The following is a 16,777-nucleotide window of genomic DNA, read 5'->3' on the forward strand; positions in this document are numbered from 1 at the left end:
AAATGGCGCGCTAAATATAAAGCAAAGCGGTTAGGATTTTTACTCAGATTTTCCGCGTAACAGGTAACATATAAGCGAAATCTTACTGAAAATAGCCGTAACATGCGGCGATATTGCCGCTTACCTGCCGCTAATATCATTTTTTCCCTCGAAAAAGCGTTTTTACCGTTCGTGCTGCCTGGTGTGAAATTCGGAACATTCATTAAAACTTTGCGATAGTTGCACCTCATCATTGACCTGACAAAGCGCAACGACTGACTAATTTCACAACGTTATTATTACCGCAATTGCCGTTGCCGATAGGCCGCCTTTCTGCCAGACTGGCCGCCGCTATTCCTGCTACTACCTGAGATGCTCCTGTGACTGCTTTTTCTACCCTGACGCAACTGCCTGCCAGCCAGCTCGACAACCTGCGCGAGATGGGCTTCGACGCCATGACGCCGATTCAGGCCGCTTCCCTGCCGGCCATCCTTAGCGGACGCGATGTGCGGGCGCAGGCGCAAACCGGCAGCGGCAAAACCGCCGCCTTCGGTATTGGCGTGCTGAACCGCATCGACAGCGGGCGTTTTCATACCCAGGCGCTGGTGCTGTGCCCGACGCGTGAACTGGCCGACCAGGTCAGCAACGTGCTGCGTCAGCTGGCGCGCTTCACCCGCAACATCAAGATCCTGACGCTGTGCGGCGGCCAGCCAATGAGCGCGCAGCGCGATTCGCTGGTGCATGCGCCGCATATTGTGGTCGGCACGCCGGGGCGCATCCTCGATCATCTCAAGCGTGACAATCTCGATTTAAGTCAGTTGCAGAGCCTGGTGCTGGACGAAGCCGATCGCATGCTGGAGATGGGTTTCCGCGACGATATGGAAGCCATCATTGGCTTTACGCCGGATTCGCGTCAGACGCTGCTGTTCTCCGCCACCTGGCCCGATACCATTGCCAGCCTGAGTCAGCGCTTCCAGCGCGATGCGCTGGCGGTAGCGACCGAAGCGAAGTCGGAACTGCCGGCGATTGAGCAGCAGTTTATTGAAACCAGCGCCAGCGAGCGTATCAACCTGCTCAGCGCCCTGCTCAGCCAGCAGCAACCGGCTTCCTGCGTGGTGTTCTGTAACACCAAACGGGAATGCGATGAGATTGCGGCCGCGCTCAACGATCGCCAGATCAGCGCGCTGGCGCTGCACGGCGATCTGGAACAGCGCGATCGCGAACGCGTGCTGATTCGCTTTGCCAACGGCAGCATCCGCGTGCTGATCGCCACCGACGTCGCCGCGCGCGGCCTCGACATTAAATCGCTGGCGCTGGTGGTTAACTTCCAGCTGGCGTGGGATCCGGAAGTGCACATCCACCGTATTGGCCGTACCGGCCGCGCCGGCGAACAGGGGCTGGCGGTCAGCTTTGTGGCGGCCGACGAAATGGTGCGCGCTCATGCGCTGGAAGATTACCTGCAGCAGAAGCTCAACTGGCAGCCGGCCAGCACGCTGAAAGGCAAAGGCGCACAGCCGCTGCCGGCGGCAATGATGACGCTTTGCATTGACGGTGGGCGCAAAGCCAAGATGCGTCCCGGCGATATTCTGGGTGCCCTGACCGGTGAAGCCGGTTTCAGCGGCGATCAGATCGGTAAAATCGATCTCACCCCGACCCATGCGTATGTCGCCATCGACGCCGCGCAGGCGAAGAAAGCGCTGATCAAGCTGAAAGAGGGCAAGATCAAAGGCAAAAGCGTGCGCGCGATTCTGCTGAAGTAACTGTCGTGAGCGTGAGGGCGATCGCCCTTACGCTAAATTTTCATCGCCCTTCCCTTCATTTTTTTCCCCCGCTGCCGATAAGTTAATCATGGCGCTATTGCCCTGCCCTTTACTCCGCCCAGATTCTGCCCCGAGGCCACAATGGATAATTTTCAGAAAGAGATCGATGAACGCGCTAACCTTGCGCTTTCTAACAAGTTCGAACTGCTGCTGTTCCGGCTGGGTTCCGATCGGCTGAAAGGCAAGTCTGAGCTGTACGGCATCAACGTATTTAAACTGCGTGAAATTGTGCCGATGCCGACGATTACCCGCGCCGCCGGCATGAATTCACCGCTGCTCGGCATGGCCAGTATTCGCGGCCAGTTTATTCCGGTGATCGACCTGCCGGCAGTAACTGGCTGCAAACCGGAAACCGGCCTCAACCTGCTGCTGGTGACCGAATACGCGCGCAGCACCCAGGCATTTGCTGTGGAATCGGTGGAGAACATTGTGCGTCTCGACTGGAATCAGGTGCACACGGCGGAAGCGGGCATCGGCAGCCGTAACATCACCAGCATCGCCTGTCTGGACACCGACGGTCAGAGCAACAATCTGGCATTGGTGCTCGACGTCGAGCAGATTCTGTATGACATCATTCCGTCGGTGCGTGGTGTTGAGCCGAGCGAAGAGACGGCGAAGAATTTCAACCTTAAACCCGGCCAGGTAGCGATTGTTGCTGAAGACTCCAAAGTGGCGCGTCAGCTGCTGGAACAGGGGCTGAAAAGCATGGGCATTCCGGCCATCATGCACAATACCGGGCTTGAAGCGTGGATTAAAATCAGCGAGATGCAGAAAGAAGCGCAGGCTAACGGTGAGTCGATTCACGACAAAATCGCGCTGGTGCTGACCGACCTCGAAATGCCGGAGATGGACGGCTTTACCCTGACGCGCAACATCAAGCGCGACGACGCGCTGCGGCAGATTCCGGTGGTGATTCACTCTTCGCTTTCCGGCAGCGCCAACGAAGATCACGTGCGCAAAGTGGGCGCTGACGGTTACGTCGCTAAGTTTGAAATCAACGAGCTTTCCAGCGTGATTTATCGCGTGCTGGAGAAGAAGCGCTAAGCGCTTGCCCCGATTATCCCCTCAGGCGCGATGTTCGCGCCTTTTTTGTGCCCGCTCGCCTGCCTTCAGCAGCATTACCGTAACGGCGTATTTATCCTGTCTTACTGATCTATTAATCGTCTGAGGTCACCATGAATGGTGACCCTACAGGGTCTCTGCGTGTTTTTTTGCAGAGGGCAGTTTATTGCGCATTCCGCCACGGTGCGTTAAATGAAATGCGCGATGAATCGCGCCGCTACGGTTTGTGCGACGGGATAATGCAGATATCCCATCCGCAATGAATCATGATGGCGCGACTTATCATGCAGATATTCCTTTCATAAGATGCCGCTGATAACCGCACGGGTAACTGATATTCCTTCCATGTGATGCCGCTGATAACCGCACGGGTGGTAGCGGCGCAATTTATTGCGCGATGCCTTTCAGTTGCGCGTCTCAGGTCACCATCAATGGTGACCCTGCCGCCTCTGCGCGTTTTTGTAGGGTGCGCAATTTTGCGCACCGACATAGGCCGTGATGCCACCTAATTACGACCAGTGATTAATCAACCTTAAGCCCTCTTAACCGTTTTGTGACAAATCCCTAAAAAATTAAAGTTAAAACATTAGCAACCGATAACTTTAGCGCCTGCGCTGGTGGCGCCAGACCCGTCTCGTCGCAATGGCAAAAAATCTTTCCTTTATACATCACCGACATATTGCAGACCCGTCGTCTGCGTTTCCGTTTTAATACAACAGCATTCTGGCATTGCGGGGAGATCCAATGTTGAGCTTAAAGAATATGAAGGTCGGCGTCCGCCTGGGCATCGCCTTTGGTTTAGTGGTGGCACTACTGGTGGTGATTGGTATTACCTCAATCATGAAGATTAACAACATCAAGAGCGGCATTACCTCGATTGTGGAAGATCGCTATGTAAAAGTGCGCCTCGGCTTTGACGTGCGCGATGGCGTCAACGATCAGATCAAATACCTGCGCGGCATCGTCATCGATACCACCCGACCACAGTTCAACGTGCAGCGCTTTCAGCAACTGGCAGACGCCACCGCCCGCACCAACGCGGCGATGAAGAAGATCGAAGCGATTCAGATTACCGCCGTGGGCAAGAAGAAAATTGCCAGCCTGCAGGCTGCCAGTCAGCAGTTTGAACAGCAGAAAAATGAGGTGCTGGATCTGGTGCGGGCCGGTAAAGCCGATGACGCCAGCTACTACGTGCTGAAAAAAATTACCGCCGTGCAGAATGCCTACCTCGACCTGGCGGTGGCGTTTGCTGATTCCCAGTCCTCGCAGCTCCAGCAGGAAGGTGCCGGCATTATCGACGATGGCACCACGGCGATTGAAGTCACGCTGGTGTTCTCCGCGCTCGCCATTCTCGCTGCCGTGGTGATGGGCTGGCTGCTGACCCGTTCGATTGTGCATCCACTGAATGAAGCGGTGACCATCGCCAGCAAAGTGGCTGCCGGCGATCTCAGCTCGCGCATTGAAATACGCAGCAAAGATGAAACGGGCGCGCTGATGCAGGCTCTGCAGGCGATGAACGATAACCTGCTGACCATTGTTTCCGACGTACGCGCCGGATCCGACACCATCGCCGTGGCGTCCAACCAGATCTCCAGCGGCAACATCGATCTCTCTTCACGCACTGAACAGCAGGCCAGCTCGCTGGAAGAGACGGCCTCCGCGATGGAGCAGATGACCGCTACCGTGAAGCACAACGCCGACAATGCGCGCGAAGCCAACTCGCTGGTGGCGAAAACCTCCGGCGTCGCCAAAGAAGGCGGTGAAGTGATGGAGCAGGTGATTGTGAAGATGGAGGCGATTGCCCTCTCCTCGAAGAAGATTGTCGACATCATCAGCGTGATCGACTCTATCGCCTTCCAGACCAACATCCTGTCGCTCAACGCGGCGGTCGAAGCGGCGCGCGCCGGTGAACAGGGTCGCGGATTTGCCGTCGTCGCCACCGAAGTGCGTAACCTGGCGCAGCGTTCTGCCTCCGCGGCGAAAGAGATCAAAGTGCTGATTGAAGACTCAGTGGCGAAGGTGGATGAAGGCAGCCGTCTGGTGACGCACGCCGGTTCGACCATTGGTGAGGTCGTCAATAGCGTAAGCAGCGTGGCGGAGATCATGAGCGAAATCACCATCGCCAGCAGCGAACAGAGCAGCGGCATCAGTGAAATCAATCAGGCCATTACGCAGATGGAAGCGGTGACGCAGCAGAACGCCGCGCTGGTGCAGGAAGCGTCCGCTGCGTCTCAGGCGCTGCAGGAGCAGGCCGATCGTCTGGCGCAGTCGATGAGCGTGTTTAAAACCGCTGCGGTTTAAAACAAACAGCCCCGATCTGCATGCGTCAGACGGGGCCGTTCAGTGTCGCAGGCGTTGTCTTGGCGGTGCGCATCGGGTCCGGCGCACCGCGTCCTGCTGTTAATTCATCAGCGAATAAGCGATGGATGAAATCGCCAGAATCCCCACCAGCACCACAAACAGGTTACTGATTTTGCCGCTGTACTGGCGCATCGCCGGGACTTTATGAATAGCGTACATCGGCATCAGGAACAGAATCATCGCAATCACCGGCCCGCCCAGCGTCTCAATCATGCCGAGAATGCTCGGGTTCAGAGTGGCAACCAGCCAGGTGGTCAGCAGCATAAACAGCGTGGTCAGGCGATTCATTTTCTGCGGCGTGATGGTTTTACCGCGGCTGCGCAGCGACTTCGCTACCATGCCGTTAAAGCCTTCACGCGCGCCCAGATAGTGGCCGAGGAACGATTTGGTGATCGCCACGATGGCGACAATCGGCCCCATCCAGGCAATCATCGGCACGTTAAAGTGGTTCGCCAGATAGGACAGAATGGTGATGTTCTGCGCCTTTGCTGCCTGTAAATCGGCGGGCGACAGGCTCAGCACGCAGCTGAACACAAAGAACATCACGGTCACCACCATCATCAGATGGGCGCTGGCCAGAATGCGTGAACACTTTTTCTCCGCGCCGGCGCCGTACTCGGCGCGTTTCGCCACGGCAAAAGACGAGATAATCGGCGAATGGTTGAAGGAGAACACCATCACCGGAATCGCCAGCCACAGCGTCATCCAGATACTGCTGTCGCTGCCGCTTTGCGCAAACGATAAGGTCTCCAGCGCCGCGCCGTGCCAGTGCGGCACCAGATACGCAGCCAGCAGCATCAGCACCGCCACAAACGGAAACACCAGCACGCTCATCGCTTTGACAATCATCTGCTCGCCGAAGCGCACCACCGTCATCATGCCAGCAATCAAAATCAGCGACAGCAGCGCACGCGGCGGCGATACCAGCCCGAGCTGGTGCACAATAAAGCTGTCCACGGTATTGGTGATTGCCACGCTATACATCAGCAGGATCGGGTAGATGGCAAAGAAGTAGAGCAGCGTGATGATCTTACCGGCGCCGACACCGAAATGCTCTTCCACTACGTCCGTGATATCCGCACCGGGATTTTTGCCGGAGAGCACAAAGCGCGTCAGCGCACGGTGCGCAAAGAAGGTCATCGGGAAGGCGAGAATCGCCATGATGAGTAACGGAATCAGCCCACCCGCGCCGGCGTTAATCGGCAGAAACAGCACCCCTGCGCCAATCGCGGTGCCGTACAGGCCCAGCATCCACACCGTATCACTCTTGCGCCAGCCGGTTGCTGCCGCCTCCACCGTACCGAGGGTACCGGTTTGTGAGTTATCCATCTGTCTCTCCAAAATTGTCTCAAATGCAGCCGGAACGACGGCTAAAAATTCGCGGCGGCCTGCAGCGTGCGGTCGCTTCACAAAACGCGCCTATGCTACCCGTTTTTGCCCGGCGTGGATTGCAGCAACGCAAGACATGCATCACAAAGGCGGTAAAAATGCGCGAAATGGCGATAAAAGCAACAATAACGCACGAAACACGCACGCAATCGATTGCCTGGGGCGCTATTTGACCTGAGAAGCGTCAGGAGTGCAAGACACAGCGCGAAGTGGACGTGAGCGGGAGAATGAAGTGCGGGGATGTTGCCAGCAGCAGAGCGCTCAGGAGGAAACTCCCCCGGCAGCTAGCCTCGGGCAATGCTGTACTTCGCCAGAGGATAACGCCGGGAGAATTGAAAATCAGAATGCCCGCATTCTGTAGAGGGCATAAAGGAAATAGTACGCTGTGATAGTATTCAAATTCATAATCATGTACTTCAGTTTTTCATTTTTATTCAGCAGCGTAAAAATACCTTTAGAATATTTTCCGCGCTTGATTTGATTAATTTCCTGCGCAATATCGGCAGGTGAAAACGAGGCGTGATACATAGCGGTGACAATCTGCATATCCAGTGCCAGCACGCGTTTCGAGATTGCTTTTAAAAAATGGTCGAGATTACCCGACGCGTACTTTTCCACAATCGAATCGTACAAATCGGTAAGCGACTGTTTACGCACTTTCAGTTCGCTGTACTGCACTTTACGTTTCGACAGCGATCCCGCCACATCCTCATAATGATAAGCCGCGCCTGGGGTAATGAGAAAATTACTGACGCAGCTGAAAAACTTCAGGTTAAACAGCAGGTCCTCACTCATCGAGACGCCTTCCATGAAGCGCAGATGAAGATCGTCAATAATCTGGCGGCGATAACATTTATTATGCAGATAGCCAATGTTGTCACTCATCTCCAGCTCGCCCAGCACGTAAGGAATATCCTGCTGGCTGAAGAATCCCGCCTGCGAGACTTTGCCGATACGGTTGTCGTTGAGATTGCCAACCATTAAGTCCACCGATTCGGCCGGCCAGGCATTGAGATTGAGTTTGAAACTCATCAGGAAGTTATCGTCAACCCAGTCATCCGCATCGAGAAACAGGACATATTCCCCGCTGGCCTGCTGCAGCCCGCTATTGCGTGCCGCACTGACGCCTGCGTTAATTTGATTAAGCACCGTAACCTGCGGATAGTGAGCAAACTCCTGCAAAATCCGGGCACTGTTATCGCGACTGCCATCGTTGACAACAATTATTTCATAGCTACTGAAGGTTTGATTTAATACGCTTTGCAGCGTACGCCGGATAGTGTTTTGCGCGTTATAAACGGGAATGATAATACTAAATAGCGTTTTTTCATTCATGATAAACTCTCTTTACTGTCTGAGGTTTTGATAGTGCTAAAGAGCTGCCATAGTTTCCTGGGGTTGAAAAAGATCAGATGAATACGCATGACCGGCTGTGCCGGGAAAAAGTAATTCAGCAGGGAGAAGGATAAAAACTCGGTTAATACCACGCTCATGGCGGCACCGGTTAAACCGAAATGTGGCACCAGCAGCAGCGACGACAGCACGCAAATCACTAATACCGCGAAGGTTTTTTTCACCAGATAGCGATAGCCGTTATATTTAATGATGAAACGATCCATGACGCTGCTCAGCACCGCGCACATCGCACCGAGGCTGAGTAATAACGTCGGCGCGACCGCATCAAGATATTGCTCACCGTAGAAGTCACGAATAAACCAGCCCGACAGCAGCCAGATCGCCACAATTACCGCAGCGGAAACGCCAATCACCAGCAGATGCAGTTTCTGCGCTTTGACGATCGCCTGCTGGTCATTCCGCTCGGCAAAAAATGCCGGATAAAACGACGCCAGCAGCGCGCTGGGTAAAAATACCCAGGCGGTCGACAACGTCAGCGCCACGGAAAAAATGCCCGCCTCTTTCACGCCGAGAAAATAAGAGACGCTGATTTGATTCACGCGGGTATAGAGCGCAACGGCAATCGCAGAGAAGATCAGCGACATGCCGGACACCAGCATGTAGCGCGAATACTTTTTCACGTGGCGCAGCGCCGGAAGCGGTGCACGCCGCTCATACAGCAGAAACAGCGTTAACTTGATGGTGAAAGGAATAAAGGTGGCGAGCACAATCGGAATCGCCAGCCAGGCCGGTTCCAGCTGGTAATAGGAGATCAGAAAGCGCACCGTCAGGCTGATCGTCAGGCCAATGACGTTGGCAATTACATTGAGACGCGCGTTGAGCCTCGCTTCGTTGTAAATATTGACCAGGTCAATGGATGAGAACAGGCAGGCAATGGCTGCCGCGCAGATAAAGACCAGCGCGTCGGCGCTCCACTCCTCTTCCATAATCGCCATGCCGACAATCGACAGCACGCAATACAGCACCAGCACCAGCAGGAAGGTCGCCATCATCAGGCGCAGGCCGGAGTGATGATTCTGCGCGATGCGTTTTAGCAAAATCACATCGCTGCCCATCAGTGCGATGGTCTGAATAAACTGAAATACCAGCATGGCGATGGAGATAATGCCGAAGGTGGTGGGCCCGACGTATTTCGCCACGTAGGAGGTGACAAAGATCAGGCCGAATACCGCAATCAGCTTTTCGGCAATCATCCACATGGAGTTTTTTAATTTGTCTTTCACAACGCCTCCGGTGCGATTATTTCTCTGCCAGCCGGCGCAGCCGTGAAACCAGGCGCGGGCTAATGAAAAACAGCGCAAAATACAGGCTCCACGGATTAAGTAGCGGTCCGGCAGAGCACCAGCTGCGGAAACTGCGGCGATAGAGCGTGATGTATTCATCAATAAAGGCACGGCTCAGGCTGTCGCTGTGCAGCCCTTTGTGGATGTAAGACGCCGTGACTTTTAAATAAAGGTGGTAATAACAGCGATAATGCTGGCTCGATAAAAATGCTTTCATGCCGCTGAACGAGCGGGCAAAAGAGAAATGTTTTTCCCGCAGCGCCGAACGCGTGGCGGAGTGCGTGGATTTGACATAGTGATAAACCACCCGCTGCGTCATCACTACCTGGCGATCCTGCTGCAGATGCAGGTAATTCATGACAAACAGCAGGTCTTCGAAATTGGCAATCTCTTCGTTGAACCGCAGCCGGTGCTGACGAATGACATCACCGCGAAACACCTTGTCGCAGATACCGTGGCGCGGATGGTAATAGAGCAGATCGTTAATCGCCGCCGACACCGGCAGCGCGTGCGCCTGTTCACGGTTGGCGGGAAAATCCAGCGGTGCGCCGTCCGGGTTGAAGTGTTGTGACTCGCCCACCACCATCGCCGTTTCATCACTCATCAGCCGCACATACGTCGAGAAGGCCTGGGGCGGCAGAAAGTCATCGGCGTCTAAAAAACACAGCAGCCGGCCGCGCGAGGCGCGAATGCCCCGGTTGCGCGCCGCCGAGACGCCCGCGTTGGCCTGGCTGATAAGGTGAAACTGCGGATAACCGGCGTAACGCTGCAGGATCGCCAGCGAGTCATCGCTGGAGCCGTCATTAATAAAAATGGCCTCAAAGCGAACCTCATCCTGTTGCAACAGGCTGTCGATGCATCTTTCCAGATAAGCTGCGGCGTTATACACCGGCACAATGACGCTAATCAGCACGTCGTTAACGGGAGTTTGCATATGACCTCAAAACATAATTTATTGGGGGTTGAACCCGCCGTGACAAAATAAAAATCGATACTGAACCGTTAATACTTAACGTTTAACGGCCCATGCTTTCATGCGGCTTAACATTAATACGCCGCTGTTTTCAGAGTTTCCTCAGCAAAATATGACCGCCGGAATACGTCTTTTTTTTGCTGGCGCCAGATAAGAATTTCGCTATATATTCAGGTCAGGTTTATCTGGCGATTTAAAGGGTAAAAACCGCAGGCTACCGCCCCTGGCTTACAGCGACCAGCGTGCTGAAATTCTCTTTGGTGCATTTTCAGGCGTAAAGAAGGGGCGCTGCACTCCGCAGAGTTCAGTGATTTATCAGCCAGTTAGCCCCAACGCTTCCTGCACAGCAACGTATTTATTGCGTTGCTGCCGGGTAAAACATTTATCAGATAGAGGTTTTATTCGTTATCCTGATCGGCGCTACCTCTCCAGCTATTTTTTGCCGCATCAGGAGAATGGGAACTGCCGACCGTGGTTGAAAAGGTGCATCTTTCGACGGGCCTTCCCAACGAGCGTCACGACATTAACGATATTTGCTGTATGCCCTGCACTTTTATTACACCGCGATGTGTGTTGCGCGGCGCGAGGTACAAGTGGCGTTAATTCAGTCCGGCTATCGCAGCCGGACTGCAAATGGCACAAGGCCAAAAATTGCGATCTGATTCAAAACTTTTACCGCATTCTTACCAGGCGCAGTTATAAGGTCAATGCCTTCCAGACCAAAACGGAATTTACTCACCCGCCCCGCCACCTTATTTCGAGCTGACTGATTAGCATGGATAAAGCGCAACCGCGGCGATTGATAAGGGCGGCGCGCGCTGCTGACCAGGAATAAGAGCAGGGAAACCGGCGGATAAGTCCAGTAGCATCCTAAGCGGTTGTTATCGCAATGGGTTACGCCCTCGCCGTCCCGCTTAAGCAGTAATAATCTTTATTCATTCTGCTGACCTGCTATTTTTAGTAGTCGTCAAGCGCTGCCTCTATAAATTAGCGCCGTGCGAAAAAATACAGATCCTTACCGCAGCACAAACTCAACTTAGCGCGATTTCATGCTGCTTATTTTAACAATCAGCGCTTCGCTGACGTGACTTAGGCCAAATATTTTTATAAAGAAAGCCGGTAAATGCCGATAACGCTATCAGTGTATTTATCAGTGAGCCCGGAAATGATCAGCCTGCAAACCAATCTGTCCGCCCTCAACGCCAGCAAGCAATCTGCCAGAAGTGGCGCGGCGCTGGGCGATGCGATCCGCCATTTATCGTCGGGTATGCGCATCACCAGCGCGCGTGACGATGCGGCAGGTCAGGCGATTGGTAACCGTTTTAGCAGCCAGCAGAACGGCCTGGCGGTGGCGCAGCGTAATACCGGTGACGGCCTGTCACTGGTCGAAACCGCGGAAAGCGCGCTGGATGAGATCAATAACCGCCTGCAGCGGATTCGCCAGCTGGCGGTTCAGGGATTAAACAGCACCAATTCGCAGAGCGACTCAGACGCCATTCAGGCGGAGATTAACCTCAATCTGAAAGAGATTGACCGGCTCAACACCAGCAGCAGCTTTAACGGCATCAGGCTGCTGGATGGCAGCGCCGGTAAGCTGGGATTCCAGGTGGGCGCTAATGACAACGAGAAAATCAGTCTCGACCTGTCGGCACCCGGCTTCAGCGTGGAGGCGCTGGGACTTAAGGATTTGGTGATCAGCGGCATCAGCGGCAAAGTGACCAATGTCACCACCCTCACCGGCCTCGCCACCAATATGGCGTTCAGCAACCCGGCGATTACCGTGAATTATGTGCCCGCCAGCGGCTCACCGCAGCTGGTGCGCAGCAGTGGTGATAACCGCCAGTACGTGCAGAGCAGCGACGCCGACGGCAAGCCGGTCTATTATCTGGCCGCCGTCAGTGCGCGCTGGGACACCGCCACGGCTGCCGGTAACGTCTCGATTAGCCGCAGCAATCCGGCGCCGCTGTACAGCAACGTCAGCAGCATTGCGTCGCGCACCATCCCGGCGGTTAATTTTCAGGACAGCAGCGGCAGCGCGCTGAGCACCACGCCCGCAGCCACGTTAACGCAGGATAATGGCCAGTATTATATTGAGCAGAACAACAGCTGGTATCCGGCCACGCTCAGCTTTGGCAGCAGCGGCGCGGTAACGGCACGCATGACCGGCGGTGCCGCCAAAACCGACAGTGATTTCGCGACCCTGCCGACCACGGTGACCGACACGCCGGCGATCGACACCAGCACCGCCAGCCTTAGCTTCAGCGATGCCAGCGGCAACGCGGTGAGCAATGGCCGTCTGCTGCGCACCAGCGGCGGGCAGTATGTAATGGAAGTGGATAACGGCGGTGGTAACTACCAGTATTATAACGCCGCCGTCAGCGCGACCTCGGATGGCACCAGTAATGCCCTGAGCATCGTCGCGACCAGCGCCAGCAGCATTAATAGCTTCAGTGCGGTAAACAGCGTGACCGGCACCTCTTACATCACGCTCGATCCGGCCAATGTGGATGTGCGCTATACCGATGTCGATGGCAACAGCAGTAATGATGTGCTGAAACTCGACGCCGACGGCAATTACTACATGGATGTGCCGAACGGCAATCTGGATAAAACCGCCACCTTCGTCCGCAGTGACAGCAGCGGCAACCTGATGCTGAAAACCCTGCAGGGCGTGGGTGACGTGCAGATTTACTTCCAGGCGGCTTTGTCGTCAGTGACGGATGCCTCCACCAACTTTACGACGCTGCGCGTGGCCGAGACCGGTTCAGAGATCCGCCTGAAGCATCCGGACGATCCGCTCGCCACGCTGGATCGCGCCATCGGGCAAATCGACAGTCAGCGTACCCGCCTGGGCGCCGTTGCTAACCGGTTGCTCTCGGCGCAAACGCTGCAGGGCAACGCCACCGCCGCGATTGCGGCATCGCGCTCCCGTATTGAGGATGCGGATTACGCTACGGAAGTCTCCAGCCTGTCGCGTCAGCAAATTCTGCAGCAGGCCAGCAGCGCCCTGCTGGCGCAGGCTAATCAGCTGCCGCAGCAGGTGCTGAAGTTACTGAACGCCTGATAAAGGACGTCATCCGGCTTCAGATGAGGCAGAAGCATCACGCTGCTCACGCACAAATTCGCTGAGCGCCCGCAGCGCCGGCGGCACCAGCCGGTGTCCCGGATAGTAGAGGCACAGCGCACCGAGAGGCACCTGCCAGCCGGGCAGCAGGTGCACCAGTCGGCCCGCCTGCACATCCGCCGCGACCTGCTGTTCCGTCATGCAGGCAATGCCCAGACCCGCCAGCGCCGCCTGGTGGATGGCGCTCATGTCGCTGGCCGCCATACGCGGCTCGCCCTGCAGCCGATAACGCTGCTGCTGCTGGCTCAGCTCCCAGCGGTAAACGCTGCCGTCCGCCATGCGCATACACAGGGTTTGATGCTGCCCGAGCGCCTCTGGCGTCTGCGGTGTGCCCGCGTGTGCGAGGTAGGCTGGCGCGGCCACCACAATCATGCGCATTTCCGGCGTCAGCCTGACGGCAATCATATCGCCCGGCACGTCCTCTGCCAGCCGAATACCGGCATCGAAGCCGTCGGCCACGATATCCACCCGCTCTTTCTGGCTGTAAATATCGACGCGAATGCGTGGATAGCGCTGCAGGAACGGCAGCAATATCGATGCGTACCACAGCGCACTGCTCTCGGGCGGCACGTTGAGACGCAGCATGCCGGCCGGATCGCCCGGATCGCTGCCGGCTTCCTCAGCCGCGCTGCGGATCATCGCCAGCGCTGGCACAATTTTCTCGCTGAAACGCCGTCCGGCATCGGTCAGCGCGACGCTGCGCGTGGTGCGGTTGAAGAGCCGCACGCCCAGCCGTTTCTCCAGCGCGGCAACCGCATTGGTCACCGCCGAAGGCGACATCTCCAGCTCGCTGGCCGCCGCTTTAAAGGTGCCGCGCCGCGCGACCGCCAGCACAATTTCCAGTTCAGTCAGACCTGTCCGGTTCATCTATTATTCCGTTTCGCGCAATACCCTTTGCAGGCGGAGGCGGATTATCGCCGCCGGTGGTGCGTGCTACTTTGCCGCCACGCAACATGCAAAGGAGCATAGCCATGCACATGATTGAACACATCTATATCAACGGCCAGTTTGTCACTCCTGACGGCGATGAATGGCTGGATATTATCAAACCTGCCGACGGCAGCGTAATCGGTAAAGCGCGTCTGGCCAATGCGCAGGATGCTGAACGCGCGATTGCGGCGGCAGCGGCGGCGTTTCCCGCCTTCGCCGCAACCACGGTGGCGCAGCGCATCACCCTGCTGGAACAGATGTACCATGCGGTTAACGGAGCCGAAAGCGAGCTGCGCGCGGCGATCCTTGAGGAGTACGGCGCGCCCACCGCACGCTCCGAGTGGATGAGCCGCTATCCGGCTGACGTGATTCTGCAGGTCATTGAAGAGCTGAAACGCTACCCGTTTGTACAACAGGCAGGCCGCGCGCAGGTGCAGATGCTGCCGCTCGGCGTTGCCGGCCTGATCACACCATGGAACAGCAACGCCGGCTTTATCTGCCATAAACTGGCGACCGCGATTGCCGCAGGCTGTACCGCCGTGATCAAACCCAGCGAGTTCAGCCTGTTGCAGACTCAGGTGATCACCAGGGCGCTGCACACCGCCGGTTTGCCTGCGGGAGTGTTTAATATCGTCACCGGGCGCGGTGCCAGCGTCGGTGAAGCCCTGAGCCGCAGTCCGCAGGTGGCGAAAATCTCCTTCACCGGCTCGACCGCCACCGGCAAAGCGATTTTGCGCAGCGCCGCCGACACCTTTAAACGCGTCACGCTGGAGCTGGGCGGTAAATCACCGACGCTGATTTTGCCGGATGCCGATGCCGCCCAGGCAGCCCAGCTGGCGGTTCAGGCTGGCTTTATCAACAGCGGCCAGGCCTGTATTGCCGGCACGCGCATTCTGGTGCCGGAGCAGCGCAAGGCCGAGTTCGAACAGGCGCTGACGGCGGCAGTCGCTGCGGAGGTCTCCGGCGATCCGGCTGACGCGCGCACCACCATCGGGCCGATGGTCAACGAGAAACAGTGGCAGCGCGTGCAGCACTATATTGCGCTTGGCGAACAACAGGGCGCGCGCCTGCTGACCGGCGGCAGCGGCCGCCCGGACGGACTGCACCACGGCTGGTATATCCGCCCGACGCTGTTCAGCGATGTCACCAATGAAATGCCGCTGGCGCGCGAAGAGATTTTTGGCCCGGTGCTGAGCATCCTGACCTACCGCGATGAAGCCGAAGCCATCGCCATGGCCAACGACAGCGATTACGGCCTGTCGGCACTGGTGATCGGGGCGGATGAACAGCATGCGCGCAACGTGGGAGAACAGCTGATCGCTGGCCGCGTGATGATCAACACGCTGGCTCACGAACCGCGCGCGCCGTTCGGCGGTTTCCGCCACTCCGGCATCGGCCGGGAAATGGGTCAGGCGGGTATCAGCGCGTTTCTGGAACCAAGGGCGCTGATTGCTGGTTGAGGATGAGGTGAGCGCTGCAGTGAATAGCACTGCGGCGCAGGGTGTAATGCCAGAGCAATGCGCCTCTTTTAGATTGTGATTATCCTGACGCCCATCACCTTTCTGCGCACGCAAAAATCGCCATGTTTATGGGTATTTAGGGCACAAATCTGTCATCCAAGCTGAGCCGGGACGGTAACAATTTTTGATAAGGGATCGATTTAACTGGTGCCGGAAACAGCAGTCGAACCTGCGACCGTTTTAAGGCGTTTGGCGTTACTTTCTCACGTATTCAATGTTTCGCGCAAAGAAAGGAGTATGGAAAGCCTACTTAACCCTGTAGAAGCCATTCGCAAACCCCAACCCAAGAACGCCAGAACTAGACGCCTGGAAGCACTGCCTATAGTTCCTTAGAAAACCGGTGATTCCGGGCAATATCCCGCCGTTCAGCGCTGCGCCATGCAGCACTCACTCGACTATCTGAGGGAGGCGCTACAGCTCTGGCTGGTCGCCGGTGAAAAAATTAATTATTCGGAGCAGGATAATGACATTTTAACGGCCATCGGATTCAGGCCTAACGCGGCTTCGCGCGATGATAGTCGTGAAAAATTCACACCTGCACAGAACCTGAATTATACCCGCTGTCGTGCAGAACTGGCCGTGCAGTAGTCCGCTTAAAAATCCCTCCATTTTTATGTATAAAAGCCATGCATTCATAAGGTGCATGGTTTTGCATGCCTTTTACCGACACTGAATCCCCCGCCAGCGCCAGCACCGGCGCGCCCTGAGGCCGGTCATGCGCCTGCATTAAAAGCGCCCCCTTAAACAGGCAGGCGGGGCGGGGAGAGCACTGCGCGCCAGCCAGCGGTAGAGTATTTATTTAATAATATTTAATTTCGCGGCCTGAGCGCGTCACTGCTCTGCGCAGGGTCGTGGGAATGTCGATAGGTAGGGTGGAGAGGTTAAACAGCATGGCGAGCCTTGAGGCAGCCTGAGCCTCG

11 protein-coding genes and 2 pseudogenes are annotated in these 16,777 nt (G+C 56.2%); 8 read left to right on the forward strand and 5 right to left on the reverse strand.

What is annotated here, in order from left to right; all coding sequences use genetic code 11:
- Positions 1-359: 359 nt before the first annotated feature.
- The 3 genes from dbpA (at position 360) to C1Y43_RS18120 (ending at position 5,162) form a co-directional block, all read left to right on the forward strand.
- On the forward strand, positions 360-1,739 hold the full coding sequence (gene dbpA / locus C1Y43_RS18110; RefSeq protein WP_088516207.1) for an ATP-dependent RNA helicase DbpA: 1,380 nt from the start codon (positions 360-362) through the stop codon (positions 1,737-1,739).
- Between the two features lie 141 nt (positions 1,740-1,880).
- Complete coding sequence (locus tag C1Y43_RS18115; protein ID WP_021507259.1) at positions 1,881-2,843, forward strand: chemotaxis protein; 963 nt, start codon at positions 1,881-1,883, stop codon at positions 2,841-2,843.
- A gap of 762 nt (positions 2,844-3,605) precedes the next feature.
- The gene (locus C1Y43_RS18120) at positions 3,606-5,162 is read left to right on the forward strand and encodes a methyl-accepting chemotaxis protein (protein WP_031279667.1); all 1,557 of its coding nucleotides are present in this window, start codon (positions 3,606-3,608) and stop codon (positions 5,160-5,162) included.
- 99 nt (positions 5,163-5,261) lie between these two features.
- Here C1Y43_RS18120 and C1Y43_RS18125 read toward each other — a convergent pair whose 3' ends face one another.
- A complete protein-coding gene (locus tag C1Y43_RS18125; protein WP_021507261.1) occupies positions 5,262-6,551 on the reverse strand; it encodes an HAAAP family serine/threonine permease in 1,290 nt (429 codons plus the stop codon).
- Between C1Y43_RS18125 and C1Y43_RS23685 the strand changes: the two genes are divergently transcribed.
- On the forward strand, positions 6,539-6,784 hold the full coding sequence (locus C1Y43_RS23685; protein ID WP_146068670.1) for a hypothetical protein: 246 nt from the start codon (positions 6,539-6,541) through the stop codon (positions 6,782-6,784). The two genes, C1Y43_RS18125 and C1Y43_RS23685, sit on opposite strands and share 13 nt — an antisense overlap.
- A 166-nt stretch (positions 6,785-6,950) precedes the next feature.
- On the opposite strand, the gene C1Y43_RS18130 is transcribed toward C1Y43_RS23685, so the two are convergent.
- The 3 genes from C1Y43_RS18130 to C1Y43_RS18140 are packed head-to-tail and all read right to left on the reverse strand — an operon-like array spanning position 6,951 to position 10,244.
- The gene (locus C1Y43_RS18130) at positions 6,951-7,946 is read right to left on the reverse strand and encodes a glycosyltransferase family A protein (RefSeq protein ID WP_021507262.1); all 996 of its coding nucleotides are present in this window, start codon (positions 7,944-7,946) and stop codon (positions 6,951-6,953) included.
- Positions 7,943-9,250, reverse strand: coding sequence for an oligosaccharide flippase family protein (locus tag C1Y43_RS18135; protein WP_021507263.1), 1,308 nt, complete (start codon positions 9,248-9,250; stop codon positions 7,943-7,945). Before C1Y43_RS18135 ends, C1Y43_RS18130 begins: the two co-directional genes overlap by 4 nt.
- 16 nt (positions 9,251-9,266) lie before the next feature.
- Positions 9,267-10,244, reverse strand: a complete 978-nt coding sequence (locus tag C1Y43_RS18140; protein ID WP_021507264.1) for a glycosyltransferase family 2 protein — start codon at positions 10,242-10,244, stop codon at positions 9,267-9,269.
- Between the two features lie 1,204 nt (positions 10,245-11,448).
- Here C1Y43_RS18140 and C1Y43_RS18145 point away from each other — a divergent pair.
- Complete coding sequence (locus C1Y43_RS18145; RefSeq protein WP_158251389.1) at positions 11,449-13,347, forward strand: flagellin; 1,899 nt, start codon at positions 11,449-11,451, stop codon at positions 13,345-13,347.
- 9 nt (positions 13,348-13,356) lie between these two features.
- Here the strand turns inward: C1Y43_RS18145 and C1Y43_RS18150 are convergent, their stop codons facing one another.
- Entirely contained in the window at positions 13,357-14,274 is a 918-nt protein-coding gene (locus tag C1Y43_RS18150; protein ID WP_104189145.1) for a LysR family transcriptional regulator, read from the reverse strand.
- A 104-nt stretch (positions 14,275-14,378) separates the two neighbouring features.
- Here C1Y43_RS18150 and C1Y43_RS18155 point away from each other — a divergent pair, with 104 nt between their 5' ends.
- The 3 genes and pseudogenes from C1Y43_RS18155 to C1Y43_RS18165 form a co-directional block, all read left to right on the forward strand.
- Positions 14,379-15,797 carry an aldehyde dehydrogenase family protein gene (locus tag C1Y43_RS18155; protein WP_104189147.1) on the forward strand — a complete coding sequence of 473 codons (1,419 nt, stop codon included), beginning with the start codon at positions 14,379-14,381 and terminating at the stop codon, positions 15,795-15,797.
- A gap of 228 nt (positions 15,798-16,025) precedes the next feature.
- A pseudogene (locus C1Y43_RS18160) lies at positions 16,026-16,187 on the forward strand (site-specific integrase); the annotation flags it as partial.
- An 18-nt stretch (positions 16,188-16,205) separates the two neighbouring features.
- Positions 16,206-16,445, forward strand: a pseudogene (locus C1Y43_RS18165) (phage polarity suppression protein); the annotation flags it as partial.
- Positions 16,446-16,777 lie beyond the last annotated feature (332 nt).

Origin of the sequence: Pantoea sp. ICBG 828, assembly GCF_002928355.1 — a bacterium.
GTDB classification, from domain to species: domain Bacteria; phylum Pseudomonadota; class Gammaproteobacteria; order Enterobacterales; family Enterobacteriaceae; genus Pantoea; species Pantoea dispersa.